Below are 25,643 nucleotides of genomic sequence, written 5' to 3'. Positions count from 1 at the left end.
TCCAATCTATTGCAACGCAAAGCAGGTAGTACGGGCAGGCAGTACGGGATTAAGCGGGGTCGATCTCTTTGGTCGCGAGCCTGGGGGAGAAAGCTGCAAGTCTGCTGAGTGGAATCCGAAGCCCATAGGCCAACAGCAACCATGCCAGCGGAGCCGTCAACATCCATGCGACCGCTGCGTGCCACTCCCACGTCCATAGCTGCCGCGTCATCTGCAACGGCTGCGTCTGGAGCATGCCGGACAGGCGGCCTGGGTCCAGCGAAAGGTGTTCGGAATGAAAGAGCTTCTCGCCGAGGCTGATCAAGGGGACCAGCAGCAGAACTTGAAGAGGCAGCGCTGCCCAGTTGGCCAGCAGGATGGCAGGTAGATTCAGCCGGAATGCCACGGCGAGAATCGAGCAGAGCAGGGTGGTTGTACCGGGTACCGGGAAACAACTGACGCAGATGCCAATGGCGAGTGAATGCGCCAGCATATCGGGTGTTGCGCCCTGCTGCACCAGTGCTGCCAGGGGAGCGGCGAACTTGTTGTAGAAGAAACTGCGCATTGCTCTCCGAGTTGCCGCCGCGTCCTGTTAATTCCCAGTGTTCGATTACTTTACTTGCTTTTTAGGGGGAACTGCAGCAGCGTCGGCCTTCTTTTCCCGTGCTTCATCCGCCGCCGACTCGATGCTATTCTCCACTACCACCCCGGTATTTGCATCCACATTCACTTCGTGGACCCCGGTCTGGTTCTGGATGTCGAAGGAGTAGATCCAGCGTCCGTGCTCTTTCTCCAGTTCTCCGCTCTTGACGTTGCCCGAAACCTGCTTGAGCGCGATTCCCTGCGCGTCCGTCCTGGAGATCTTTGGCTTTGGGTGTGTGGCTGCGGAGACCGCAGTTGCCAGGCACAACAAGAGTATCGACCCGATTTGTAAGTTCTTCATGTTGATCACCGTATAAATTTTTAGATGTTCCTGCTCGGGCTCAAGGTTCGCAGATCTCGCCGGAATTGGCAGGGAAGCTGCATTCCCTGGGCTAAGGGCCTGGCTGCTGGGCGAGCGGCATGAGGTTGCGCTGCCGCAGTTGGTTGAGGACCTGCTCTACCGACAAGTCCAGCGACCGGGTGCCATCGACTATCTGATCGGCATACTGCGCGGAGGGCCGGACGAACCTCTCCGCCATGGGCCGAACCGTGCTGGCATATTGTGCTGCTACGGATTCAGGTGTGCGCCCGCGTTCGCATACGTCGCGTGCCAGCCTGCGCCGATAGCAAACCTCGTCGGGTGCCTCGACGTAAACCCGCAAACTATAGAGCGGCAAAAGCGCCTTGTAGTGCAGAGCGAAGATGCCCTCCACCAGCACCAGCCGGCCCGGAACGATGCGCTCCGTCCGGTGAGGGGTGCGGGTATGCGTGGCAAAATCATAGACCGGCCGGTCGATGCCGCGCCCCGCGGCAAGCTCCGCAACGTGAGCCACAATCAACTCGGACTCAAGCGTATCCGGATGATCGAAATCCTGCAGGCAACGCTGCTCAAGAGGCAGGTGGCCGAGGTCGCGGTAGTAATGGTCGAGCGGGAAATGCGTGCCGCCAAGCGTCCGGGATAGCTCAAGGGCCAGGGTAGTTTTTCCGGAACCGGAGCAGCCTGCAATGCCGATGACAACGGGCGGGACACTCACTGGCGAGGTGGTCATCTGGCTGTCCGGTTCCATTCGCCAATCTGCGGTACCAGCGATGCGACCAGTTGGCCAAGACGCTGCTGCACGCGCAGGCCGGTTTCCAGCACCTCCTGGTGGCTGATCTGCTGGCCAAGAATCCCGGCCGCCATGTTGGTGACGCAGGAGATGCCAAGCACCTCGATTCCCATGTGACGTGCCACGATCACCTCATGCACGGTAGACATGCCTACCAGATCAGCCCCCATGCTGCGAAAGGCGCGGATCTCTGCCGGGGTTTCAAAGCTCGGTCCGGGAACGCAGAGATAGACTCCCTCCGCCATATCGAAGCCAGCGTCCTGCGCTGCGCCCTGTGCCAGCGCTCGCAGGCGAGGAGAGTACGCCTCGGTCATATCAAAAAAACGTGGGCCGAAGCGCTCATCATTGGCGCCTGTCAGAGGATTGCTCCCGGTGAAGTTGATGTGGTCGGAGAGAAGCGCGAGCTGACCCTGTTCCAGATCGCGGCGAATGCCCCCGGCGGCATTCGTAACAATAACTGTTTCAATGCCAAGCCGCCCCAGCGCGCGCATGGGAAATGTGACCTGCTCCGGGCTGTATCCTTCATATCCGTGGACACGGCCCTGCATCGCTGCGATGGGAACCCCACGCAGCCTGCCGATGACCAGCCTGCCGCTGTGCCCCTCGATGGTGGAGCGGGGAAAGTACGGAATCTCCGCATAGGGAATCGCCAGCGAGTCTTCCAGTTGCTCCGCGAGCGCCCCCATGCCGGAGCCGAGGACAATGGCGATCGTTGGAGCGGCGCTGCTTCGCTGGCGGAGAAACTCCGCAGCCTCGCTGGCGCGTTCAAATACCCCAGGGTTCAAACCGGTCTCCTTCCTGCTCTTACCGTATCAGGATGCTGACGATCGAGGCGGACATCAGGTTGGCCATCGTGCCCGCCAACATGGCTCGCAGGCCCAGGCGGGCGAGTTCGTTGCGGCGAGTGGGTGCGAGTGCGCCGATTCCGCCGATCTGCATGCCGATGGAGCTCAGGTTCGCAAAGCCGCACAGAGCAAATGTCGCAATAGTAAAGGAGCGGAAGTCGAGAGCTGCTTTCTGCGCTCCCAGCATGGAGTAGGCGACGAGTTCGTTGATCACCATGCGAGTTCCTAACAGATTGCCGACCAGTCGTGCGCTGTGCCACGGAATGCCGATGAGCCACGCGATCGGCGCGAAGAGAAATCCCAGGATCTGGTTCAGCGAGGAAGGGAAGGGAATGTGATGCCAGCCAAGCCAGGTATGCGCGCCGCCAAGGATGCCGTTGACCAGCGCCACCAGTGCAAGAAACGAGATCAGCATGATAGCGACATTGAATGCCAGCTTGCCTCCGTCGATGGTTCCGCGGGCAATCGAGCCAAGCAGATTCTCTTCTTTATGCTCCTCGCTCTTTGGCATGACCACGGTGCCTTCGGTTGCCGGAGTGCTGGTCTCAGGCACGAGCATTTTGGCAATCACGATGGTGCCAGGCGCCGTCATGATGACGGCAGCCAGCAGATGTTGCGCCTCGATTCCGTACAGGATATACGCGGCCATGATGCCTCCGGAGACGTGAGCCATTCCGCTGGTCATAATGGTCATCAACTCCGAAGTTGTCGCACCGGGAAGGAAGGGGCGAATGGTCAAGGGAGCTTCCGTTTGCCCCATGAAGATGCTGGCGGCTACATTCAGGCTTTCGGCGCCGCTGACCTTCATCGTGGCCTGCATCAGCCACGCGAAGAAGCGGATCACAAGCTGCATGACGCCAATGTGGTAGAGCACGGCGAAGAGCGCGGAGATAAAGATGATGGTTGGCAGCACCTGAAATGCGAAGATCATTCCCAGGCTCGAGTGCTGTTTCCCCAGTTCGCCAAAGACCATCTCCGAGCCGGAAAACGCGTACGCGAGAAGATGGTTGACCGCGCTGCCGGCCTTTGCCATCGCCCTTTGTCCTGTCTCAAACCGCAAGACGAGAATCGCGAAGAGGATCTGAAGGCCCAGTCCCCAAGCCACCGTGCGCCAGCGAATCGCACGCCGGTTCGTAGAGAAGATCCAGGCCAGCAGCAGCATAGTCAGTAATCCCAGGACCCCGGTAAATCTCCCCAAATCTTTCTCCTCTAACTGTGGGCGCTTTGCTCTATTGGATCTTCAGAAACTGTGCGGCGTTTTCGACGGTAATTATCCTACGAACGGGCGGGTTTGCTTTGTGACCTGTGTCCTGGATGTGAATCGCGGTGCGGAGGAGCCGCTCGGGTTCCTCGAACTTATCCTCGCTGGCGGCGAACATGGTGCAGATTGCCTGCCCAGCCTCTACGGTACTTCCGCACTTGGCATGGAAGAGCAGACCGGCATGCGGATCGACAGCGTCGCCCACCCGCTCGCGTCCTGCTCCAAGGCGCTGTACGGCCCATCCCACCTGCGCACAATCCATCTCCGAAATAATGCCGGAGCGCGTTGCGGGAAAATTCCGCGATGCGCCGGGCTTATGGAACGTTGACGGATGATCGATGCAGCCAGGGTCGCCGCCTTGTGCTTCGACCATGGCGCGAAAGGCGTGGAATGCGGCACCGCTGTCCAGGAGCTCTTCCGCCAATCGACGGCCATCGTCAGGCGAAGCTGCCTCCTCGCCGAGATAAATCATCCACCCTGCGAGCGCGATGGATAACTCGCGCAGGTCTTCGGTCAGCGGGTCGCGGCCTCCATGCAGCAGCTCGATCGCTTCCGCCACCTCGATCCAGTTTCCCGCCGCGCGGCCAAGCGGCTGCTCCATTCCGGTGAGCAATGCAACCGTGCGCGTGCCCGCGGCCTCGCCCGTCTGGACCATCAGGGACGCGAGGTGAAGAGCGTCTTGCTCACGCTGGAGGAACGCGCCTGATCCCGTCTTTACATCGAGCACCAGTGCATGCAGCCCCTCTGCCAGCTTCTTGCTCATGATGGAAGCGCAGATTAGATCGGGACTCTCGACGGTCGCGGTGCGATCGCGCAATGCATAAAGAACACGATCGGCAGGCGCCAGGTTCTTCGTCTGCCCCATAATGCTTGCGCCGGTGCGATCGAGGATGCTGCGGAACTCAGCCAGTGAAAGTTTCGTGCGATAGCCGGGGATAGATTCGATCTTGTCCAGAGTGCCGCCCGTGTGGCCAAGCGCGCGCCCGCTGATCATCGGCACTGCCAGCCCTGCCGCCGCCGCGATGGGTGCAACCAGGAAGGAGGTTTTGTCTCCCACGCCGCCGGTGGAGTGCTTATCGACAGCCAGCTTGCCGAGCGTCGTCGTGTCGAAGACCTCGCCGGAGAAGCGCATCGCCTGCGTCAGCGATGTCAGCTCGTTGTGCGAGAGTCCCCGCAACCACGCGGCCATCAGCCATGCCGATAACTGCTCCATTGGCAGGCTCTCTTCAGCGGCTCCCCGTACAAGAAACTTGATTTCTTCGTCGTTCAGCTCTATACCGTCGCGCTGTTTTCGAATCAGGTCCACTGCTCGCATTGGTATCCATTCATTGGTTGAAGCGAATTGCTGTGTATTTATGAGTTGTTTATAGGTTGAAGCACATTGCTGGAGATTGCACCTGCAGCAGACGGAGCCTAAGAAGTTGCGCTCGTGCTGAGTTGGAATGGGAAGGGGAAAAGCTCCGCGAATCGCCGAGTCTCCAGCCTGCCTGCAACCGGGAAGACAACCCATGCGTCGGGTTCTGTGAACTCCGCCAACACCTGTAGACAAGCTCCACAAGGGGAGGAGGAAGCCGCGTTGAGGTTTGCCAGTGCGATGGCACGGATGCGTGTTTGCGGCCCACGTTCGCCAATGGCTCGAACTACCGCGGAGCGTTCCGCGCATATCGTCAGCCCATACGAGGCATTCTCCACATTGGCACCGGTAACGACTGCGCCATCGCGCAGGAACAGGGCGGCACCGACGCGAAATCCCGAATATGGCGCATACGCGTTGGCGGCAGCAGACTTCGCCTCGTCGATCAGCTTCGCAACCTGCTCTGGCGTCAGCGGGGGTTCTTCGCTTTTCATCGTGCACTGAGGCTAACGTCTACTCAGGTTCGGTGCAAGCTTCTCCGGCCCTCCCCGGTTTGGCGTGTCCGGGTTTCAGCATATCCAGGGCGGATTGCATCCTACGAAAAACGACGGGATACTCTCATGGAGAGTTCATGACGAAGCGAGGGCAACGCGGGCAGTCGCAGGAGCCTGATCCACTTTCGCTCTTTCATCCGGTTACGGCAGAGTGGTTTCGCGCCGTATTCAAGCGCCCGACCGCGCCACAGCGGCTCGGCTGGCCTGTCATCGCGCGCGGAGAAAGCACTCTCATTCTTGCGCCCACGGGTACGGGAAAGACGCTGACTGCGTTTCTCTGGTGCCTTGACCGGCTAATGCTGCACGCGAGCGAGCCAGCCGCGGAAGGCTGCCGCGTACTCTACATCAGCCCGTTGAAAGCACTGGCGGTCGACGTGGAGCGCAACCTGCGCATGCCGCTTGCGGGCATCGCCGATATGGCGCGCAGCCGCGGAGTCGCCTTTCATACACCAGAGATCGGCGTGCGCACCGGCGACACTCCACAGAAAGAGCGCAGTCGCTTTCGCCGGCATCCGTCCGAGATACTGATTACCACGCCGGAATCGCTATACCTGATTCTGACCTCCGATGCTGGCGCTAGCCTGCGCAGCGTCGAGACCGTGATTGTTGACGAGATTCACGCTCTGGTGCCGACCAAGCGCGGCGCTCACCTCGCTCTTTCTCTCGAGCGCCTCCAGGCGATCTGCGGTCAAAGGCTGCAACGCATCGGCCTCTCCGCAACGCAGAGACCGTTGGAGGAGGTAGCCCACTTTCTTTCGGGCGTGGAAGCAGCGACTCCGGAGACATCGGAGGCAAGCGAGCACGATAACCTCGCGGCGGAGTTTACGGGCGATATAGAGGATCCAGCATTTCCGGCATTCCGGCCTGTAACCATCCTCAATGCCACCGAACCGAAACGGCTGGAACTGCGGGTTGAAGTTCCTGTAGAGGACATGGCGCGCCTGGGACAGGTAGAGGAGCGCGCCAGCGAAACTGCCTCCAAGGAGCCAAAGCGCACCTCCATCTGGAGTGCAATTCATCCGCGCCTGCTGGAGATTGTGCGCTCTCGTACTTCGACCATCATCTTTGTAAACAGCCGCCGCATTGCGGAGCGTCTTGCGGGAGCGCTGAACGAACTGGCAGGCGAGACACTGGCGCGGGCCCATCACGGTTCGCTGGCGGCTGCGCAGCGCACAGAGATAGAGGAGCTGCTGAAAGCCGGTCAGATCCGTGCGCTGGTGGCCACATCGTCGCTGGAGCTTGGCATCGACATGGGCGCAGTCGATCTCGTGGTGCAGATTGAAGCGCCGCCATCGGTTGCCAGCGGCATGCAGCGTATTGGCCGCGCAGGGCACCATGTCGGCGCAGCCAGCGAAGGCATCATCTTTCCTAAATTTCGTGCCGACCTGGTGGCCTGTGCAGCGGTGACCCGCGCCATGCATGAAGGGCTGGTGGAGTCTACGCGCTACCTGCGGAATCCGCTCGACGTTCTGGCCCAGCAGATCGTTGCCATTACCGCTCAACCGCCGCAGCGCACACTCGCAAGCCGACGGAAGGACGTACCGCCGATCGACCCGGAGATCAGCGTCGAGGAGATGTACAGAATCATTCGTAGCGCAGCGCCCTTCGCTTCTCTTACGCGCGCGGCATTTGAGGGCGTGCTGGATCTGCTGGCCGGCAGATATCCCTCAGATGAATTTTCCGAGCTGCGTCCGCGCATCACTTGGGACCGCAATCGCAATCTTCTGACTCCGCGCGAAGGCTCCAAGATCCTCGCTGTTTTGAATGGTGGAACCATACCCGATCGCGGATTGTATGGGGTCTTTCTCGCCAGCTCCGAGACCAAGCCAGTTCGAGTGGGGGAGCTGGATGAAGAGATGGTCTTCGAAAGCCGCACAGGAGACACGTTCGTGCTTGGTGCGTCCACCTGGCGCATCGATGAGATAACGCATGACCGCGTGCTGGTTTCTCCCGCGCCGGGCGAGCCGGGAAAGATGCCTTTCTGGCATGGCGATGCCGCAGGGCGACCGCTGGAGTTTGGCCGCCGCATTGGTCAGCTTGTGCGCGAGCTTTGCGCCATGCCACGAACGGCCGCGCTCAGTAAATTAGCTCGCGAACACGATCTCGATCCGGCAGCAGCGGAAAACATGATGCGCTTTCTCGGGGATCAGCAAATTGCAACTACGGCTGTTCCAGATGATCACACGATTGTGATTGAGCGCTGCCGCGACGAACTGGGAGACTGGCGTGTCTGCATCCTTACGCCCTTCGGAAGCCGCATTCACGCGCCCTGGGCGATGGCGATCACAGAGAGGAGTCGAGCGGCGGGCGGGCCGGACGTCGAGCCATTGTGGGGCGACGATGGCCTGGTGCTGCGCTTTCCCGATAGTGACATAGTGCCGGATGTTCAGCAGTTTTTGCTGGATCCGGCCGAGGCCACCAGCCTCGTCCTGCGCCAGCTCGGATCGACTGCGTTGTTCGCTGCGAAATTTCGCGAGAGCGCAGCGCGTGCGTTGCTCCTGCCCCGCCGCCGTGCCCAGGGCCGCGCTCCGCTATGGCAGCAGCGCAAGCGAGCCCATGACCTTTTGTCGGTCGCATCCCGCTATCCGGCATTTCCCATGTTGCTGGAGGCGTACCGTGAGTGCCTGCGCGATGTCTTCGATATGCCCGCGTTCCTTGAAACGTTGCGTGCGATTGCGACGCGTAACATTCGCGTGCATGTCGCGGATTCGCAGACACCCTCGCCCTTTGCCTCTTCGCTGCTCTTCAGCTATGTGGCGAACTATATCTACGATGGCGACGCTCCCCTCGCTGAGCGCAGGGCGCAGGCACTCTCCATCGATCAGGATCAGCTTCGCGAACTGATGGGCGACGCCGATCTGCGCGAGCTTCTGGATGCGGATGCCATTGCGGAAGTAGAAGAGCATCTTCAATCTCTTGCCGAGCCGATGCGTGCCCGCTCCGCCGATGGCATGCATGATCTGCTGCTGCATCTCGGAGATATCTCTAGGGACGAGCTGGCTCGCCGCTGTGTTAGTCCCAACCTGCTGAAGAACCTGGACCGCCTGCAGCGCGTAAGACGTGTGGTTGAAGTGAAAATCGCAGGCGAGAAGAGATGGATTGCGGTGGAAGATGCGGCCCGATACCGCGATGCCCTTGGACTTTCCTTGCCGCGTGGCCTGCCTGCCGCGTTGCTTACGCAGGTTGGTGCGCCGGTGGTGGAACTGGTCCGCCGCTACGCGCGCACTCATGGTCCTTTCACGCTGGACGAGGTGATTGCAAGATTTTCTCTGGACGCCGCACAAGTGGAGAAGGCGCTGCGCATCCTCATGGCGGATGAGCGCATTGTTGAGGGAGGCTTTCGCCCGGGTGGCGTTCATCGAGAGTGGTGCGACGTGGAAGTGCTGCGCTCTATCCGGCGTAAATCTCTGGCGCGCCTGCGCAAGGAAGTGGAGCCGGTTGAGCCGCAGGTGCTGGCGCGGCTGTTTACGCATTGGCAAGGTGTATTGCAGCCACGGCGCGGCCTGGATGCATTGCTGGATGCGATCGAGAACCTGCAGGGTGCCCCGCTGCCGGCTTCCTTGCTGGAGACCGCGATTCTTCCCGCGCGTCTGGTGAATTATTCTTCCGCCCATCTGGACACGCTGATCGCTGCGGGGGAAGTGATGTGGTGCGGCTTCGATGCGTTGGGCGAGCATGACGGACGCGTGTCTCTTTATCTCGCCGATAAGCTCAGATCTTTGCTGCCGCTCCGCTCTGCGCGCGATGCCGGCAGCGGCGCACCGCTCTCGCCGCGGGAGTTGGCGATTCTGGAAGAACTGCGTCGTGGCGGCGCTGCATTCTTTTCGCAAATACACGATGCGGTGGGAGGCGGCTATCCCGGGGAGACACTCGATGCACTCTGGAGCCTGGTGTGGCGCGGCAAGGTGACCAATGATACCTTCCATGCACTGCGGGCCTATGTGGCAAAGCCTTCGACTGTGCGTCCATCGAGACACCAGCATAATTTGCCTGCATATCGCTCCCGCCGAACCACTCCGCCAAGCGCGCAGGGCCGCTGGGCGCTGGTGCCGGTGGAGGAGGCAACCGCGGAGACAGCGAGCGCTTTGCAGACGGAGTGGAGTCACGCGATAGCGCTGCAGTTGCTCCATCGCTACGGCGTGCTGACGCGCGAATCCGTAGCGTCTGAGAATCTTCCTGGAGGTTTTTCTGCCATCTACGATGTGCTGAAGGCGCTTGAGGAGAGCGGCAGGGTTCGGCGCGGATACTTTGTCGCTGGTCTTGGCGCGACGCAATTCGCGTTGCCGGCGGCGGTCGATCTTCTGCGGTCTCTCAGAAATTCCGCGCAGCCGGAAAAGTCGGAGATGGTGCTCCTCGCAGCGACGGACCCGGCGAACCCGTATGGTTCCGTGCTGCGCTGGCCTGCCGCAGCACAGGCTGATGAGGGAGAGGAACAGGCTCCGCGATCGCTCGCCCGGAGCGTTGGCGCGAGTGTCGTGCTACGCAATGGGGAGTTGGTTGCTTATCTGCGCCGCAACAATCCGAACCTGCAGGTCTTTCTTCCGCTGGAGGAACCAGAGCGCACGAATGTGGCGCGCGATCTGGCGCATTTTCTGGCGAGGACAACCCAGGAGGAGATGCAGCGCCATAATGCCGATCGTCGTGGCGGCATGCTGGTGGCGGCCATCAACGGCCAGCCCGCCCATCTGCACTGGATGGCGAGGCTGCTGCTCGATGCGGGATTTCAGGCTGCGCCACTGGGCTTCAATCTGCGACGCATGCTGCTGCCGCCGCAGTCGGAGGAATCCATTGCACCGGAGGTGCATTAGCGTGCCCTGCAGGATGGATTCTGGATTGAGCACCGATGCTGTTACAAAATGGCAGATGGAGAATCCGGGACTCTCCGTCGAGGAGACTAAGGAGAGGGTTGTGCCTGCGGAGCGGGCTTCTTATCGCTACCCTTCAGCGCGCCAAATACCTTTCCAAAGAATCCCTTCTTCTTTGTGCCATCCGGATTTGTCTCCGTGCGGCTCGCGCTTACGTCTCCAGCAGCCTGGCCTGGTGGCTGCACAATCGGCTGACCGTTGACCGTCGGGGAGGCGGGCTTCTCGCCTATGCCAAAGAGTTTTTGAAACAGGTTGCGCTGATCGCCATTGGCATGATCGCAGGTATCGGTCGGAGCCGTTCCGTCGAGGAACGATGCCGTATAGCTGTCCGGACAGGAATCGTTCGCGAGGAGATTCGTTGCCTTGTCGATGCGTACCTGGATGATGCCGGCAGGGGCGGCAAAGTCATGCGTGTCAGAGTATTGCGGTAACTGTACCGCGCGCTTCATGAATTCTGCCCAGATGGGGGCCGCGGCGGCGCTGCCTGAAAGTTTTACGTCGGTATAGTCGTCGTTGCCCACCCACACAATGCAGATCAGGTTGCTGGTGTAACCTGCAAACCAGGCATCGTGCGAGGTTCCCGTTTTGCCCGCGGCTGGAGCGTTGAAGCCGCGCCTGCGTACTTCGTAGCCCGTGCCGGCGTTGATCACGTTCTGCATCAAGCTGGTTGTGAGGTAGGCGACTCGCGGATCAAGAATCGGTTTGGAGTCAGGAGAATAGTCGTCGATAACGTCACCGGAGCTGGTGCGAACGGAGGCCAGCATCCAGGGATCAATCTTGACTCCGTTGTTGGCGAAGACGGTGTAAGCGCCGGCCATGTCGAGAGGCGTTGCGTCATAGGCGCCCAGCGCGACGGCCGGAGTTCCCCGAGCCGACTTGATGCCTGCATCCCGCGCGAGAGAAGCCACGTTGTTGAAGCCCACCATTTGCGCCAGGGAGATGGTGGCGTTGTTCAGCGATTGCTGCAGGGCAAAGCGCGCGGTTACCTGGTCGTGATATTCGGAGTGGTAGTTGCGCGGTGTATATTCCTGGCTGCTGCCGGCGTTGTACGTGGTCTGCTCGTCACTCAACATGGTGACGGGCGAAAACACGGCGTCCTGCCCCGTCAATTGAGCACCTGAAAGACTCGAGTTAAAAGCCGCTGCATACACGAAGGGCTTGAAGATCGATCCTGTGGGTCGCTTGGACACCGCGTGATTTAACTGGCTCATGCCGTAATTCCGTCCGCCAACCAGGGCCAGCACCTGCCCCGTGTGCGGATTGAGCGCGATGAGCGCCACCTGCGGATACGTGATGTTGCCGCTGGTGGTGATCGTCCCATCTTTCGCTTTATGCGAGTGGGCCTTCAGCACCAGTTGGTCCACATTCTTCATGCCGATCTCAACTGCTTCCGCCGCGACACGCTGCAGGTCAGGATCGAGCGAGGTATAGATACGCAGCCCCTCGCGGTTGAAGTCGCGCTCGCCGAGCTTCTGGTTTAACCGGTCGCGAACAAGGTCCACAAAGTAGGGCGCCTCGCTGGCATCGACGCTCATGACAGCCAGCTTCAGTGGAGATGCCTTTGCGATATCCGCCTGCTGCCGGGTGATGGCGCCTGTCTCCACCATCGAGTCGAGAACCAGGTTGCGCCGCTCCAGTGCGCGCTCGGGATGCTTGTAGGGAGAAAAGTAATTCGGCCGTTGGATCATGCCGGCCAGCAGCGCACATTGCGGCAGATCAAGCTGCTGCACATCCTTGCCGAAGTAGCTCCTTGCGGCCTCGCCGAATCCGTTGATCGAGAAGCTGCCGCGCTGGCCCAGGTTGATCTGGTTCGCGTACATTTCGAAGATCTGCCGCTTATTGAAGCGATGTTCGAGCTGGAAGGTAATTGCAATCTCAATCAGCTTGCGCTTCAGCCGCTTTTCCGGGGAGAGGAAGAAGCCGCGTGCCAATTGCATGGTGAGCGTCGATCCGCCTTGCGCCTTCTGCCCGGAGCGGACGTCTTTAAACATCGCCATCATCAGGCGGTAGTAGTTCACGCCGCTGTGTTCAAAGAATCGGCGGTCCTCGATGGCGAGCACAGCCTGCACCAGGTTGGGCGGAATTTCGTCGTAGGTGACCAAGCGCCGCTTGGTGCGATTGGCATCTTCCGACAGGCCGGTGATCAGCAGCGGCTCCAGCTCATAGGCAGCCAGCGCCTGCCCCTGGTCTCCGCTTATCTGGCTGACAAGACCGTTGGCGATGCTGATTGTTGCGCCGTCCTGCGTGTGGTAGGACTGCGCTCCGGGATGGATGTAGATGCTTCCCGGCCGATCTTCATAGGTGCCCATCTGCGAAGCATGAATGTCGCTCGACCGGCTGTAGCCGGCCTGACTGAGTTCCTGCGCTATAGCGTTCACGGTGAGCTTCTGCCCGATACGCACCTCGCGCGGAGCCGCGTAAATCTTTGCTGTGCGCGCGAACAATGGCTGGGTAAGGCGCTTGTCTACGATCTGCTCATAGCGGTAGTAGTAGAAAGATGCTACCCCGAAGAGCGCGAGCAAAACCGCCACTACGCCACCGAGCAAGATCTTCACCGCCTGCTTGCCAGATTTACTTGCAAAGAAGTCCTGTACCGACGTTCCCGGACGACCGAGTTTAATCTTGACTGGCAACCGTTTACCTTCTACCTTCCTGGTCTCGCATTCTTCAGCTTACTTAGACGTTCCCGGAGAGCAATTCGGCACGCTGTATCTGGAGGATTATCCAGCGATCGTCTTGAGGGTACTCACGACCGCGTCGAAGTCCAGATCCTGACTGCTCGAGGTTGCGCGCGTCACCAGCTCTACCTTGCCATCGGCCGTCTTCTTTCCAACGTTGACGCGATACGGAATCCCCACCAGGTCGGCGTCCTTGAACTTCACGCCCGCCCGCTCATCCCGGTCATCCAGCAGCACATCCAACCCTGCCGCTTCCAGTTCGGCGGCGATCTTTTCGCCCGCCTCCACCAAGGTCGTATCGGTGGTATTGGTTATCGTCACGACCACATCAAACGGCGCAATCGAACGTGGCAGCCAGAAGCCCTTCTCGTCATGGAACTGCTCCACCGTGGCGGTCAGAATGCGTTCAATGCCAATTCCGTAGCTGCCCATGATCGGTGCGACTTCCTTGCCGTTGGGGTCCAGTACATGGGCGCCCATGCTCTCGGAGTACTTGTAGCCCAGCTTGAAGATGTGACCCACCTCTACTGCCTTGGCAACCTTCAGCGGAGTGCCGCATACGGGGCAGCCCTCGCCTTCCGCAGCGTTGCGCACATCCGCGATCACCGTGGCCTTAAAGTCTCGCACAGGGGTGACGTTGCGCAGGTGGTACTCCTCCTTGTTGGCGCCGGCAACCAGGTTTGTACGACCCTCCAGTGCGCGATCCACAATGACTGTCACACCTTCAGATGCAATTTTGGCCGCCGTAGTGAGCCCGATGGGACCAAGATAGCCAGCAGCGGAGCCGAATGTCTGGCGAATCTCCTCCTCGTGCATGGGACGCAACGCCACAGCACCCACGATCGAGTTCAATTTGGCTTCGTTGACCTGGTGATCTCCGCGCAGAAACACGACTACCGGAGCCAGCTTTGCTTCGGACTCTTTCCCGGCTACGCGGAACTCAGCCATATAAGCCATGGTCTTGATCTGCTGCGATTGCTCGACCTGGAGAAACGCGGCTACCTGCTCAATTGTCTTCTGGCCGGGAGTGTGCACCGGTTCGGGTTTGCCGTCTCCGGTTGCCGCAAGGTCCTCCACCGGCTCAAGGCGCGACGTGGCCTTCTCCATGTTGGCCGTATAGCTGCACTTGGGGCAGCTTGCGATCAGGTCTTCGCCTGCATCGGTGTAGACCATGAACTCCTGCGACTGCGATCCGCCCATTGCGCCCGAATCCGCCTCGACCGCGACGAAAGGAAGCCCGCAGCGGTTGAAGATGGTCCGGTAGGTCGCGTCGTGCAGGTCGAAGCTCCTGTCCAGCCCGGCCTTGTCGATGTCGAAGGAATACGAGTCCTTCATGATGAACTGCCGAACCCGCAGCAGGCCCGACTTGGGGCGCGGCTCATCGCGAAACTTGGTCTGGATCTGGTACCAGACCTGCGGAAGCTGCTTATAGCTGCGCAGCTCCTTGCGGGCAATGTCGGTCATCACCTCTTCGTGCGTCATGCCCAGGCACAGGTCGGCTCCCTTGCGGTCCTTCAGCCGGAACAGGTTGTCGCCCATGGTTGACCAGCGGCCGCTCGCCTCCCACACCTCGCGCGGATTCAGCGCCGGCAGCAGGAACTCCTGCCCGATCTTGTCCATCTCCTCGCGCACGATGCCGATGATCTTGTTGATGGAGCGCTGCCCGAGAAAAAGGTAGGAGTAAATGCCCGCGCCAAGCTGCCGGATATATCCCGAGCGAAGCAGAAACTTGTGGCTGGCGACCTCGGCGTCTGCCGGAGCCTCACGAAGTGTAGGAATAAAGAGTTTTGACCAGCGATGCATGCGTTCGACTGTGCTTTCCTTTAAGGAATCTTGCAGATAAAAGGTAAAAGCCCATTCTACCCGTTTGCGGTGTTCGCTGCCCTCGGGAGGACTGGCCGGTGCAGTAGATGCCCTTTGGGTCAGGATGCCGCTACAGCATCTCCGTGCCCCATAGATCGTGCAGGTGCAGCACGCCTTCGACCGCGCCTGCTGCGTCCACCACCACCAGGGATGTGATCTTCTTGCCCTCCATCACGCTCAGGGCGCGGACCGCGAGCTCCTCTGGCGCAATCGTCTTGGGAGCCGGGTTCATGGCCTCTCCCGCAGTCTTCTCCAGGGCTGCCGGGCCTTCGTGCTCCAGCAGGCGACGCAGGTCTCCATCGCTGATGATGCCGACCAGCCTGGTGTTTTCCTGTACCGTGGTCAGGCCCAGGCCCTTGCGCGACATCTCGTAGATCACGTCCGTCATAGGAGTCGTGCGCTCGACGCGTGGCACGGCGTCGCCGCAGTGCATTAACTGCCGGACGCGGGCCAGCTTCTTACCCAGCTTGCCACCGGGGTGCAGGTCGGCGAAGTCCTCGGCACGAAAACCCTTTTTCAACGAGACCGCAATAGCCAGTGCATCGCCCAGCGCGAGCATCGCAGTGGTCGAGGCCGTCGGCGCCAGGCCCAGTCCGCAGGCTTCCTTTTCAACCGAACAATCCAAGGCCACATCGCTCGCCTGCGCAAGAGTCGATGCTATGTTGCAGCAGAAGCTGATAAGCGCGTCGCCCATGCGCTTGAGCGTGGCCAGCAGGCGCAGAATCTCCTCGGTCTCGCCACTGGCCGAGAGCGCAATTACGACGTCGCCCTGCATCAGCACCCCGAGGTCGCCATGCAGGGCCTCTGCAGGATGGAGAAACAGCGCGGGCGACCCGGTAGAGCTCAAGGTCGCGGCGATCTTCTGCGCCACGATTCCGCTTTTGCCCATGCCGGTGACGACCACCCGGCCCCGCTCTTCCCCGCAGCGCAGTACCAGCTCCACGGCGCGGTCAAAGTCCGCTGCCATTGGTCCTTCCAGCCGTGTTGCCAGCGCCAGCAGCGCCTCTGCCTCTGTCCTTACCAGCGATGCCGGGGTGTGTTCCGTCATGTTGCTCCCGCTTCCTGTCCCCAAAGCAATTGATGGTATCAGAGCGTCCGTGTCCGGGCCGTGAAGCGGCTCCGTCCATCCTCCTTTAGAATAGAGGCAGCGTCCGTTTCCTTCGTTTTGTATGCGGCGCTATATGCGAGCCTTTGGGAAGGTCACGGTCTTCGGTGAAACGCAATCATTTCATTCTGCTTCTTATCCTTGCTTCGCTGGCGCTGATGTTCTGGGCGGGATGGGCGAACTACGAGAGCCGACGCCAGCAGGCGGAACGGCTTCGCGCAACGCACGTCACGCTGCAGCAGGACTCCGCAGACCAGGAGGTCTCGCAGTTGCAGGGCAAGCCCGCTCCCAACTTCACGCTGAGCGACCTGAATGGCAAAAAAGTTTCACTCGCGGACTATCGCGGCAAAGCCGTGCTGCTGAACTTCTGGGCAACCTGGTGCGCTCCCTGCAAGGTGGAGATTCCGTGGTTCCTCAAGCTGCGCGAACAGTATGCAGGGCAGGGGTTTGAGATTCTTGGCGTCTCCAGCGACGACCTGGACAAGGAAGACCGCGCGAAGCTGTTTACGCAAAAGGCCGAGATCGCGAAGTTCGTCGAGCAGCAGAAGATGACCTACCCGGTATTGATCGACGGCGACTCCATCAGCAATCCTTACGGCGGTGTTGATTCGCTGCCCACTTCCTTCTACATCGATCGCAAGGGAACCGTGGTCGCGCAGACCGTTGGATTGGTTCCTCGCGATGAGGTTGAAGCAAATATCCGCAAGGCCTTGGCAGGAGGACAGTGATGAAGATTCGCGCTCTGCTTGTTGCCGCATCGCTGGTTGCACTGGCGCTTCCGGCACAGCCGCAGTTTCCGGCGTCGGAGAAGTCCGCGCAGTCAAGCGCACGCGGCGCCGATTCGGTCCGCTTCCTCTTCCCGGATCAGGTTGCCCTCGCCGCCAAGAAGCCGGGTGTTGTGGAGTTGCACTTCCGCGTGGCCGACGGCATGCACATCAACTCGCATACGCCACACTCGAAACTGCTGATCCCGACGAATTTCGTGGTTGCGGAAAAACCAGGAGTCAATGTAAGCGCAGTGGATTTCCCAGCCGGAGCCGATTACAGCTTCTCGTTTTCCCCGAAGGAAAAGTTGAGCGTGTATGCCGGGGAGTTTGTTCTGAAAGCGCACGTTACCGCGCAGCCGGGGCAGCATCTGGTTGAAGCAGTCCTCCGCTATCAGGCCTGCGACTCCAACTCCTGCTATCCGCCCAAGACGATTCCCGTGGTCTTCAACATCGCGGCGAAATAGACGCAGTGCAGATTCTCTGCGCGATGGGTTCTTTAAAAGATTGCCGCACCGCGCAGAAACAGCGCCGATTCTTCTAGGCTGCCGGGATCTCTCCCGCCGTTGCCAGGCGCTTTACCACACGCTCCTTGCCAAGAGATACCATGACGGCAAACAGGCTGGGAGCCACGCCCTGCCCGGTCAGCGCCACGCGCGCTCCGTTGATCAGCGCGCCCGCCTTCATGCCCTTCTCCTCCGCGAAAGCGCGCAGCACCTGTTCAGTCGATGCCTCTGTGAACTCCGGCGCAGCCTTGTATCTCGCGGCCAGTTCCACCAGCCGTCCGCGCAGCGAGTCATCCTTGAAGAACTTCGTAACCGCTGCAGTATCAAATTCAAAAGTATCCGTGAAATAAGCCTTGAAGGCGCCTGCAAAGTCCTTCAGGTTGCGCGCGCGAGGCTTCAGCAATTCAATCGCGGCGGCAATCTCTCCGGGCGTGCGTGTCGGCTTCAGGCCGGCCTTCTCCCACTCTTCTTCGATCAGCGGCAGCAGCTTCTCCACGGGATAGGCGCGGATGTATTCCGTGTTGAACCATGCCAGCTTATCGTTGTCGAAGACAGCGTTTGACTTGGAGATTCCCTCCAGCGAAAAGAGCTGGATCAGCTCCTCGGAGGAGAAGATTTCGCGATCCTTGCCATCGGCGTCCTTGCCCGCTGCCCCTGGCGACCAGCCCAGCAGCGAGAGGAAGTTCCGGAAGGCCTCGGGCACGATTCCCATGTCTTTGTAGGAGATGACGCTGGTTGCGCCGTGGCGCTTGGAGAGCCGCGTCTTGTCTGGACCAAGAATCAGCGGCACATGCGCAAAGATCGGGAGCTCCGCGCCCAGAGCACGGTATTGCAACACCTGCTTGGGAGTGTTCGAGATGTGGTCCGCGCCGCGAATGATATGAGTCAGCCGCATATCGAGGTCGTCTGCCACGACGCTCAGGTGGTACGTCGGTATCCCATCCGACCGCAGCAGTACGAAGTCTTCCAGTTCCGCGTTCTGGAACTCGACTTTGCCGAATACGGCGTCGTCAAAGCTGGTCGATCCGCCGACGGGCACGGCAAACCGTACCGCGCACGGCTCGCCTGCCTGCTTGCGGCGGAGCGCCTCTTGTGGGTCAATCTTGCGGCAGCGGCCATCGTACATTGGCGTGCGTCCGGTCCGTGTGGCCTCTGCGCGGCGCTGCTCCAGCTCTTCCTTCGTGCAGAAGCAGTAATACGCATGACCGCTGGCCAGCAGCTTCTCCGCTGTCTCGGTATACAGGCTCAGGCGCTTCGATTGATAGAACGGTCCTTCATCCCAGTTCAGGCCCAGCCAGCGCATCCCCACGAGGATGCCCTCGACCATCTCCTCGGAGGAGCGCTCAAAGTCGGTGTCCTCAATCCGCAGGATTAGCGTGCCGCCGGTGTGGCGCGCAAAGAGCCAGTTAAAAAGAGCAGTGCGAGCGCCGCCCACGTGCAGGTAGCCGGTGGGGGAAGGCGCAAAACGTACGCGGGGAGTCTTGATGATGTCAGCCATTTTCTTTTCGGAGTAACTTCGATGCTAGCACCATCGCCGCACGCGATTCCAACACGCCGCCGCTCAATTCCACTTCTTCACGCGCGCCCAGTCGTCTGCCAGGTTCCACTTCAATCCGCGGCAGTGGAATACGGAACCGATCTCATCGCGCCGTGCATACTTATCGTCCAGCACTGCTGCTGTGGTGACCGAAGAGCACTCCTTCTTCAGGGTCGCTTCGTTGTCGCCCAGCACAATCAGGCTCTCTCCCGTGTAGCCATGCGCTCCCCAGTACCAGTAGTTCTGGTGGCCGCTGATGGCCGGTGGAAGCCCATAGCGGGGCCCAAAGAAATCGATTGCGCCTGCCTCTCCATAGTTGTTCGCAAAGATGCCGGTCCGCGCACGCTCTTCGTCTGGCAGAGAGTTGTAATAGGCCGCGACCTTTTGCGCCATTGGCTCCCAACCGAACATGTCCGCATAAAGTTGCGGCAGCAGACCGGGCCGGTTGTTCTCAAACTTTGGCGGGGCAATGCCCAACGCATGGGTGTAGCGCAGGTACTGGTTCACCGTCAGCACCGGGACAGCAATGGGCGAAAGGAGAATGCCGCTCGCAATGAGCACGGCAGAGAAAGCCGGTACGATCCAGCGATATCTCACTGAACCCAGCCAGACCGCTCCTCCTGCCAGCACCATCGGATACATCGGCGCCAGGTAGTAGTTTTTTGCGTGCATCGCCATCAGGAGCAGAAAGGTTGCCAGGAAGGCCCATCCCAAGGAGCGAAAGGCCTTGCCCCTCGGCCCGAACCAGAAGATCAGCGCGCCTGCAATCAGCACAACGTTCAGCGGATGCAGTATCTGTGCCTGCTGGCCGAGGAACCATGGCACACCGTTCCATGTATCGCGGCCGCTGGCCCGGATGGCGTGCATCAACTGCAGGAAGGGAAAACCACGATGCCACTGCCAAAGGAAATTCGGCATTGCGATCGCGGCCCCGATGGCCGCGCCTGCCCAAAGCCGCAGATTCAAAAATGCGCTCCGCATTGGCGTTAGCAGAATTCCCGCCAGAAGGCCCAGCGTAAAGAACGCGACTCCATACTTGTTGAGCAGCGCGAATCCCACCACCGGCCCTAGCCAGATCCAGACATTCTCATTACCGGTTTTTGCTGCGCGAACCAACACCGCCGCGGCTGCCATCCAGAGAAGTGGATCGAAGGCATTCATGGAGAAGAGGTGGCTCATCGCCAGGTAGATCGGCGTGCAGAGAGCGGCCAGTGCCGCAACCAGGACCGCGCGCCGTCCGCCGCCAAACTCCTTTGCCAGCCACCCGCAGAGGAAGATGGTTCCCGCGCCTGCCAAGGCAGGCAGCAGCCGCAGGGCATAGAGTGAGGTGCCAATCGAGTGCTCCAGCAGCCACGCCATCCATGCGATCATCGGCGGCTGATCGACGTATCCCCATGCAGGATGATGGCCGCAGGCAAGGTAGTAGAGCTCATCTCGAAAATATCCGTAGCGCGGCCCGATCCACACATAAAGCAGCAGCCGGAGCAGCGCCACAACCGCAGCCCATCCAAGCCCACTTTGCCAGATGTTGTTCGGCGCTCTCTCAGCCTGCGTACTGTCCGGTGGATGCATCATGGAGGTTACGATCCTTGGCTTTACTTCAAGGGAATACCGTCCAGTTTTGTGAGCCTGCCGACCGGGTAGAGTCCCAGCCGCGCATCTGCCCAGGGCGAGCGGTCATAGAAAAATTCGAGCCTGGCCTCGGAGTTTGCGGCGAAACGCGGATCGGTGGCGATCTTGCGCTCGAACTCAGCCTTGAGCTTGGGGTCCTTCGCCATCATCTCCCGGGCAAGCTTTTCCAACACGTAGGCTTCGCCATACTCCTTTTGCTCAAAGATGGAATCAAAAAAGCCCCAGGCCATAGCCGAGTCCGGCCCCTGCGGCTCCAGCCAGTGCACGGCGACCTTCGAGAGGCGCTGATTCAGCAGGACAACCGCCGACCCCGCAGGATATGTAACCGCGTTGGTTACTAATGTGCATTGACCGAACTGCCCCGGCCTGCCATGAGCGCCCTCCCCTGAAAAAATGGGATGACGGCCCTCAAATGGCCGATCCTGCCACTCCATTCCGCTGCACCGGTAGGTCTCAACGGTCCCGGTCCAGGGAGCAGTCGTGCGCTTCATCTCAACCTGGTGCGCCTGCAGCACGTCGATCACCCGCGTCCATTCAGCGGGAATAATATAGGCCGCTGGAGGTACGGTAGATGCGACGACTTTGGCGCCGGTCTGCAGCGGAAGAGAGACATTCCATGGTTCGTGGGAATACTCCACCCACATCGCGCCGGAAACCTCGCTCAATCTCCGAGTGGCCTTGTAGCCGCGATACAAAAACGGCGTAGTCTCGCCGCCCCACACCATGCGGAGCGGGAAGGGCTGGTTGCCGAGCGGATGTGCGCCAAGCCGCATCGCATCTTGATCCGCCTCGCGGTTCAGATCGATCAGGCGATCCGCATCGCGATTGACCAGTTGCATCAGCCCGCGCAGGATCTCGTAATTCCCGGTCACGCGCGTCTTGTAGTCCTTCAGCATGTGCAGCTCGACCAGCAGACCGGGCCGGTTTTCCAGAATCATGTAGCCGGTTGAGAAGCGCGGCGGGTCGTCGTTGAAGGAGAGCCCCTGGGCCGGATCCGTGTCGTCGTTCAGCGTGATGTATGTGGGAGCGGCCAGGTGGCCTGCATCGTCCACAGCCTTCTCCAGGGCTGGAGTCACTGTTCCGGTGACCCATTTCGCGGTTGCCGGCGCTACATCCGGTCCATTGTCCAGGGTGAAGGTTACGTCGTACTGGTAGTCCGCGCCATCGGTGACGTGATCGTCCACGAAGAAGTCCGGCAGCCAGCGATGCAGCATCTTCAGCAGGGCGCGTGTTTCCGGTGCGTCTGCCTTCATGTAATCGCGGTTCAGGTTCAGGTTGCTGCCGTTCGCTCGCCAGCCCATCTCCTCCGGGCCATTCTGGTTAATGCGGTTATATTTCGAACGCCGTTCATGGCCGTCGGCATTGTAGATGGGGATAAAGACGAAGACGGCGCGATCCAGCAGGGCAGCCTGCGATTGAGTCACGACCATGTCGCGAAGCAGCGCCAGGCAGCTATCCTTGCCATCCATTTCGCCGGCGTGGATGGAGTTCTGCACCAGCACAATCGGTCTCTTCGCGGCGTGCAGCTTCGCCGGGTCAAACTCCCCGTCACGTGATGCAATCACGATGTAGAGATCGCGGCCCTCTCCCGTTTTGCCAAAAGGTTCCAGGCGTACCTGCCGGGGTGCGGCCTCGGCCACTCGCCTGAGGTAGGCCATCGTTTCCTCGTAGTTGGGAGTGGTGCGGTATCCGCTCTGCTCCGCGGGAGTCAGCCAGTCCTGCTTCTCCTCCGCTCGCAGCAGCGGCGCGATAAGAGCGCATGCGAGCGACACGGCAATCATGGCGGTCCCGAAGGCCGCGGCTTTCATTCTCAAGGGATTGGTCCTTCGAGCCATTGTCTCCGATTTAGGGCCTCCGCTTAAGGGGCTTCGGTTAAGGCTCGCTTGCTTTCGGTGATTAGGTGATGTCTTCTGTATCAAAAGTCGGAAGAGCTGCCCTGTCCCGTGGTTGAACTCCATGCACCTGGCTCAGCAGGTCTTCCACTACATCTTCCAGTTGCTTCTGGCTCTCGATGACGGCGCTCATGCTCTTCAGATCCTGCGGATCTTCTACCTTTTCCAGTAGCACTACGGCATGCGCCTGAGCTACGTGATCCTGGTTCAGGCCTTCCGGCGTCTTCGCCTTGATGCTGATGACCGAGGGCTCCACTTCCATCAATTCGGCAAGGTGTTCGCGCATCTCTGCGGCCACTGGAGAGATCTTCGGTGCGGCGAGGATCAGCGTCGTATCCACGTTTACGATGCTGTAACCCGCATTCTGAATCTCCTCCAGCGCAAGGTTCAGAAAGATGGCCGAATCGGCATTCTTCCATCGCGAATCTCCCGGGGGGAAGAAGGTGCCAATGTCCCCGGCGGAGACCGCACCCAGCAAAGCGTCGGTGATCGCATGCAGCAGCACGTCTCCATCGGAGTGACCGGCGAGTCCTTCCGGGTGTTGCAGCGTCAATCCACCAATACGCAGCGGCACGCCTGGCTTGAATGCGTGCGAATCCCAACCATATCCAATTCTCATGCTCATAGTGAATCTCTCCGCGCGGACGGCAACGAATGGCGGCCCGGGTTCAGTCCTTCTCTCTGGCCGGCGTTGTCAGCCGCGACGAGCGCGTCTTCAGGTAAAACTCTGCGAGTTCCAGATCGGATGGCTGGGTGATCTTGATGTTGCTGGGCGAGCCCATCACGACGAAGACGCTCGTTCCCGAGCGTTCCACCACGGACGACTCATCGGTGCCTAGAAAGCCATCCGCCTCAGCCTCGGCAAAGGCCTTTTTCAGCAGATCGCAGCGGAAGCCCTGGGGGGTCTGCGCCAATACGATCCGCTCACGGGGAATGGTGCTGGAGATAATAGCTCCATCCGCGGTCCGCTCCACCTGCTTGATCGTGTCAATGGCAGGCACGCCAACAATGGCCGCGCCATGCTTCTCTACAGCCTCGATGGTCCGCTCGATAATCGCAGGTTCAATCAGCGGCCGCACCGAGTCATGCACCAGGACGATATCGTCACCGCTGCAATCAAGCGCGTGCAGCGCGTTGCTGACGGATTCCTGCCGCGTGTTCCCGCCTTCCACTACGAATACCTTTCCGCTGAATCCGTAGTCGTCGATCTGTTTCCGCAGCCGTTCCATCTCCGTCTTGCGCACGGCAACATAGATTGCGTTAACCTGGCTCACTGCGGCAAAGGCAAGCAGCGTATGAACCAGGATCGGAATACCGTTAAGTTCGAGAAATTGCTTGGGCGCCGAGGGTGCAGTGTGAGCCACTGCCATGCGGGTGCCGATTCCTGCCGCCGGTAATATAACGAATACACGCATAAAAAGAGGAGTATACAGGACTTCTCGCAGGTCGCCGCCAATTGGCCCGGGATTTGAATCTGGCGTGTCACCTCCTCCCTCGGACCACAGCCTACGGCCAAGCGGGAGCCTCACCGCCGGGCGGGGGATTGCACGAGGCCAACAGCATGGATCAAGCCAAGACCAATCGGATAGGCAGGCTCTAGGATAAAAGTCATGAGCAATCCCGCCATACTGGCGCTGAATACATCGCTCTTCCGGCCTGGCATGCGTGTCGCCGTGGCCGTCTCCGGCGGGGCGGATTCGGTGGCGCTGCTTCGCGCCCTGCTGGAGCGGGCCAGAGAACTCGGTCTCGTACTGTCCGTTGCACATGTCCATCATGGTCTTCGCGGAGCCGATGCCGACGCCGATGAAGCCTTCGTTTGCGAACTGGCGCGGGTGCACGACCTTGAGTTCCACCTCCACCGCTGCGACACCCCTGCCGCGGCAAGTGCGAACGGGGAGGGAATCGAGGAGGCCGCGCGCAACCTGCGCTACGATTTTTTCCGCGGCCTGCTGGCATCCCGCCAGGTAGATGCCGTTGCCACCGCGCACACCCTCGATGACCAGGCGGAGACGGTTCTGCTCAAGCTCATTCGCGGTGCCTGGACTGAGGGCCTTGGCGGTATCTATCCCATCTATGAAGTATCCGGCGAAGTGTCCGGCAGGGAAGTACCCGTCGGGGGCCGGATCCTGCGTCCGATGCTTGCGGTGCGGCGCGCCGAGGTGGAGGCATTTCTCCGCGAGCGCCATCAGGATTGGCGGGAAGACGCCTCCAACCGCGAGCTGATCTATAGCCGTAACCGTATTCGCCATCAGCTACTTCCGGCTCTGCGGGAGTATAACCCCGGGGTGGAAGCCCAGCTTGCAGCTCTCTCCGCGATTGCCCGCGACGAGGAAGCCTACTGGCAAGCCGAACTGGCAAAACTGCTTCCCTCGCTCCTCTTACCAGGAAAACCGGTGCGAGGAGGCGGCCGGGCCAGCAGTACCCATCCGGGGGAGAAGTCCCTCTCGATTGAGTTGGAGCGCCTGCGTTCGCTTCATCCCGCCCTGCGGCGCCGTGTGCTGCGGGCGGCTCTCTCGCAGCTGGGCGTGAGTGTTGGCTTCGATCCCACGGAGGAGCTTGCGGCCCTCTGCAACCCTTCCGCCGGAGAAAAGCTGCCTCCGGGGATTGACCTCCCCGGCGGCGTTCGCGCCAGGCGCAGCGCCCGGGAGCTACGTTTGGAAGTCGTCTGCGGGAAGCCCCCCGCAACGGCGCAAGCCATTCTGCAATATGTACTTCCAGTTCCCGGAGAGGTTTTTGCGGAGGCCTTCGGACTTCATTTCCGCTGCACCTGCCAGGGTGGCGGCGACCTTGCTCCCGCTACCGTTCGGCCACCCTTGCCCGGGGACCGAGTTCGCCTCCGCTACACTCGCGGCCCCAAGCGCATGAAAGAAGTTTTTGAGCGCATGCACATCGCCGCCCCTGACCGGACGCTCTGGCCGGTTGTCGAGTGGAGAGGAGAGGTGGTGTGGATGCGGGGGGTCGAGTTGGAGCCGGAGCTGGAAGCTGCCCTGAAGCTGGAGATTTCGGCGGAAACGGCAGGCTGAGGAATCCTCGGAGGGGGCTGCCCGGCATGGGTTC

19 protein-coding genes are annotated in these 25,643 nt (G+C 60.5%); 4 read left to right on the top strand and 15 right to left on the bottom strand.

Annotated elements, in window-relative coordinates; translation table 11 throughout:
* Positions 1-49 precede the first annotated feature (49 nt).
* The 7 genes from VM554_07550 to cdd all read right to left on the bottom strand — a co-directional run bounded on the left by VM554_07550 (position 50) and on the right by cdd (position 5,684).
* Positions 50-544 (bottom strand): DUF2062 domain-containing protein, encoded by a 495-nt coding sequence (locus VM554_07550; protein ID HVJ08223.1) that lies wholly within the window; start codon positions 542-544, stop codon positions 50-52.
* A gap of 45 nt (positions 545-589) precedes the next feature.
* Positions 590-922 carry a PepSY domain-containing protein gene (locus VM554_07545; GenBank protein HVJ08222.1) on the bottom strand — a complete coding sequence of 111 codons (333 nt, stop codon included), beginning with the start codon at positions 920-922 and terminating at the stop codon, positions 590-592.
* 91 nt (positions 923-1,013) lie between these two features.
* On the bottom strand, positions 1,014-1,670 hold the full coding sequence (udk, locus tag VM554_07540; protein HVJ08221.1) for a uridine kinase: 657 nt from the start codon (positions 1,668-1,670) through the stop codon (positions 1,014-1,016).
* Positions 1,667-2,515: a purine-nucleoside phosphorylase gene (locus VM554_07535; protein ID HVJ08220.1), complete on the bottom strand. Its 849-nt coding sequence runs from the start codon at positions 2,513-2,515 to the stop codon at positions 1,667-1,669. The genes udk and VM554_07535 overlap by 4 nt, the downstream gene beginning before the upstream one ends.
* 19 nt (positions 2,516-2,534) lie before the next feature.
* Complete coding sequence (locus tag VM554_07530) at positions 2,535-3,773, bottom strand: nucleoside transporter C-terminal domain-containing protein (GenBank protein HVJ08219.1); 1,239 nt, start codon at positions 3,771-3,773, stop codon at positions 2,535-2,537.
* Positions 3,774-3,804: 31 nt separating this feature from the next.
* Positions 3,805-5,142 carry a thymidine phosphorylase gene (locus VM554_07525; GenBank protein HVJ08218.1) on the bottom strand — a complete coding sequence of 446 codons (1,338 nt, stop codon included), beginning with the start codon at positions 5,140-5,142 and terminating at the stop codon, positions 3,805-3,807.
* A 107-nt stretch (positions 5,143-5,249) separates the two neighbouring features.
* On the bottom strand, positions 5,250-5,684 hold the full coding sequence (cdd, locus tag VM554_07520) for a cytidine deaminase (GenBank protein HVJ08217.1): 435 nt from the start codon (positions 5,682-5,684) through the stop codon (positions 5,250-5,252).
* A 137-nt stretch (positions 5,685-5,821) separates the two neighbouring features.
* On the opposite strand from cdd, the gene VM554_07515 reads away from it, so the two are divergent.
* Complete coding sequence (locus tag VM554_07515; GenBank protein ID HVJ08216.1) at positions 5,822-10,552, top strand: DEAD/DEAH box helicase; 4,731 nt, start codon at positions 5,822-5,824, stop codon at positions 10,550-10,552.
* An 86-nt stretch (positions 10,553-10,638) separates the two neighbouring features.
* On the opposite strand, the gene VM554_07510 is transcribed toward VM554_07515, so the two are convergent.
* The 3 genes from VM554_07510 to VM554_07500 form a co-directional block, all read right to left on the bottom strand.
* Complete coding sequence (locus VM554_07510; GenBank protein HVJ08215.1) at positions 10,639-13,242, bottom strand: PBP1A family penicillin-binding protein; 2,604 nt, start codon at positions 13,240-13,242, stop codon at positions 10,639-10,641.
* 87 nt (positions 13,243-13,329) lie between these two features.
* The gene (locus VM554_07505) at positions 13,330-15,090 is read right to left on the bottom strand and encodes a proline--tRNA ligase (GenBank protein HVJ08214.1); all 1,761 of its coding nucleotides are present in this window, start codon (positions 15,088-15,090) and stop codon (positions 13,330-13,332) included.
* 130 nt (positions 15,091-15,220) lie between these two features.
* A complete protein-coding gene (locus VM554_07500; protein ID HVJ08213.1) occupies positions 15,221-16,198 on the bottom strand; it encodes a KpsF/GutQ family sugar-phosphate isomerase in 978 nt (325 codons plus the stop codon).
* Positions 16,199-16,362: 164 nt separating this feature from the next.
* On the opposite strand from VM554_07500, the gene VM554_07495 reads away from it, so the two are divergent.
* Together VM554_07495 and VM554_07490 are read left to right on the top strand one after the other, a co-directional pair.
* Positions 16,363-16,983 (top strand): TlpA disulfide reductase family protein, encoded by a 621-nt coding sequence (locus VM554_07495; protein ID HVJ08212.1) that lies wholly within the window; start codon positions 16,363-16,365, stop codon positions 16,981-16,983.
* Complete coding sequence (locus VM554_07490; protein ID HVJ08211.1) at positions 16,983-17,486, top strand: protein-disulfide reductase DsbD domain-containing protein; 504 nt, start codon at positions 16,983-16,985, stop codon at positions 17,484-17,486. The genes VM554_07495 and VM554_07490 overlap by 1 nt, the downstream gene beginning before the upstream one ends.
* Positions 17,487-17,559: 73 nt before the next feature.
* Here the strand turns inward: VM554_07490 and gltX are convergent, their stop codons facing one another.
* From gltX to ispD, 5 genes are all read right to left on the bottom strand, one after another.
* On the bottom strand, positions 17,560-19,023 hold the full coding sequence (gene gltX / locus VM554_07485; GenBank protein HVJ08210.1) for a glutamate--tRNA ligase: 1,464 nt from the start codon (positions 19,021-19,023) through the stop codon (positions 17,560-17,562).
* Between the two features lie 63 nt (positions 19,024-19,086).
* Entirely contained in the window at positions 19,087-20,637 is a 1,551-nt protein-coding gene (locus VM554_07480) for a glycosyltransferase family 39 protein (GenBank protein ID HVJ08209.1), read from the bottom strand.
* A gap of 20 nt (positions 20,638-20,657) precedes the next feature.
* Positions 20,658-22,529 (bottom strand): M14 family metallopeptidase, encoded by a 1,872-nt coding sequence (locus VM554_07475; protein HVJ08208.1) that lies wholly within the window; start codon positions 22,527-22,529, stop codon positions 20,658-20,660.
* Positions 22,530-22,590: 61 nt separating this feature from the next.
* Positions 22,591-23,211: a 2-C-methyl-D-erythritol 2,4-cyclodiphosphate synthase gene (ispF, locus tag VM554_07470; protein ID HVJ08207.1), complete on the bottom strand. Its 621-nt coding sequence runs from the start codon at positions 23,209-23,211 to the stop codon at positions 22,591-22,593.
* Between the two features lie 43 nt (positions 23,212-23,254).
* Positions 23,255-24,001 carry a 2-C-methyl-D-erythritol 4-phosphate cytidylyltransferase gene (gene ispD / locus VM554_07465; protein ID HVJ08206.1) on the bottom strand — a complete coding sequence of 249 codons (747 nt, stop codon included), beginning with the start codon at positions 23,999-24,001 and terminating at the stop codon, positions 23,255-23,257.
* Positions 24,002-24,196: 195 nt separating this feature from the next.
* Between ispD and tilS the strand changes: the two genes are divergently transcribed.
* Positions 24,197-25,609 carry a tRNA lysidine(34) synthetase TilS gene (gene tilS, locus VM554_07460; protein HVJ08205.1) on the top strand — a complete coding sequence of 471 codons (1,413 nt, stop codon included), beginning with the start codon at positions 24,197-24,199 and terminating at the stop codon, positions 25,607-25,609.
* Positions 25,610-25,643 lie beyond the last annotated feature (34 nt).

The sequence above is a fragment of the Acidisarcina sp. genome (genome assembly GCA_035539175.1).
Lineage (GTDB): Bacteria > Acidobacteriota > Terriglobia > Terriglobales > Acidobacteriaceae > JANXZS01.
This window is presented reverse-complemented; position numbering and strand designations above follow the sequence as displayed.